The sequence below is a fragment of the Pseudomonas sp. genome (assembly GCF_030696055.1).
Classification (GTDB): Bacteria; Pseudomonadota; Gammaproteobacteria; order Pseudomonadales; family Pseudomonadaceae; genus Aquipseudomonas.
On the sequence record NZ_JAUYNP010000178.1, the window covers coordinates 1 to 1,029 of the forward strand.

Annotated in this window: 1 protein-coding gene and 1 pseudogene; one reads left to right on the forward strand and one right to left on the reverse strand. The window is 64.8% G+C overall.

All coding sequences use genetic code 11. From position 1 onward, the window contains the following. Positions 1-509 (forward strand): UTRA domain-containing protein (locus Q8Q83_RS10465; protein ID WP_305623476.1); only part of this gene is annotated, 509 nt, incomplete at its 5' end. A gap of 166 nt (positions 510-675) precedes the next feature. Here Q8Q83_RS10465 and Q8Q83_RS10470 read toward each other — a convergent pair. Beyond that, positions 676-1,029: pseudogene (locus Q8Q83_RS10470) on the reverse strand (MBL fold metallo-hydrolase); the annotation flags it as partial.

Genomic DNA, 1,029 nt, shown 5'->3' on the forward strand with positions numbered 1-1,029 from the left:
TCGTCTCGCCGCCACGGGTGGCCTATAACCCGCTGGTGCGCAGCCACTTTCACGCCATGGTCGGCGAACAGGGCCGGGTGCCGGCCACCGAGGTGTTGAGCGCGCGCTTGATTCCGGCCAGCGCGGAGATCTGCCAGATCCTGGCCTTGCCGGCGCTGTCCAGCGTGTACCAGATTCGCCGCGCGCGGCGCATCGACGGGCGCCTGGTGCTGTATGTCGAGCACTACCTGAACCCCAACTACTTCGCCGGCATTCTGGATTTCGACCTGACCCGTTCCCTGACCGATCTGTACGCCAGCGAGTACGGCATTCGTTATGGCCGGGTGCGTTTCGATATGGTGCCCACCGCCCTGCATGGCGAGGCCGCGGCGGCACTGAAGGTGGCGGTGGGCAGCCCGGCGCTGCGCATAGTGCGGATCAACCGCGACCAGCATGGCCGCCTGATCGACTGCGACCTGGAGTTCTGGCGCCACGACGCCCTGCATATCAGCGTCGAGGTGCCGGAGTAGGCTCTAGGAGCCTGTCGGACTTAACACTGTTCTACTGCGGAAAAGCCGACTCGGCCATTTTTGCTGCTCTTTCTCGTTAAATAGCTAGCTATTCGCCTCGAAAGACCAACAAAACTGACTCGAACCGGACTTTCCCTCGCTACGAACGGTCAAGCCCGACAGGCTCCTAGGCGGCGACAGCCTGGCTTGCCGCCAGAAACTCCAGGGTTTCGCCATCCAGCGGCACCCGCAGCCGTTCCCCCACGCCCTGCAGCGCGGCCTCCTGCAGCAGCTCGCTGCGGGTCACCGGGCAGTGGTCGAGAGCCTCCAGATGGTTGGCGACTATCACGCCCTGGCTCAGTCCCAGGGCCGTGAGGATATCGGCCTGGCCCATGATAAGCGGGCTGCCGATATCCATCACCGCGCCGCCGGCCGGCAGCACGCTGACCTCCGGCGCCAGCACCGTCAGGCAATGGCGCACCTCGTCGGTGAGAAGGGTGTCGCCGGCGATATAGAGGCTGGGCTCGCCCGGTATCTGAAT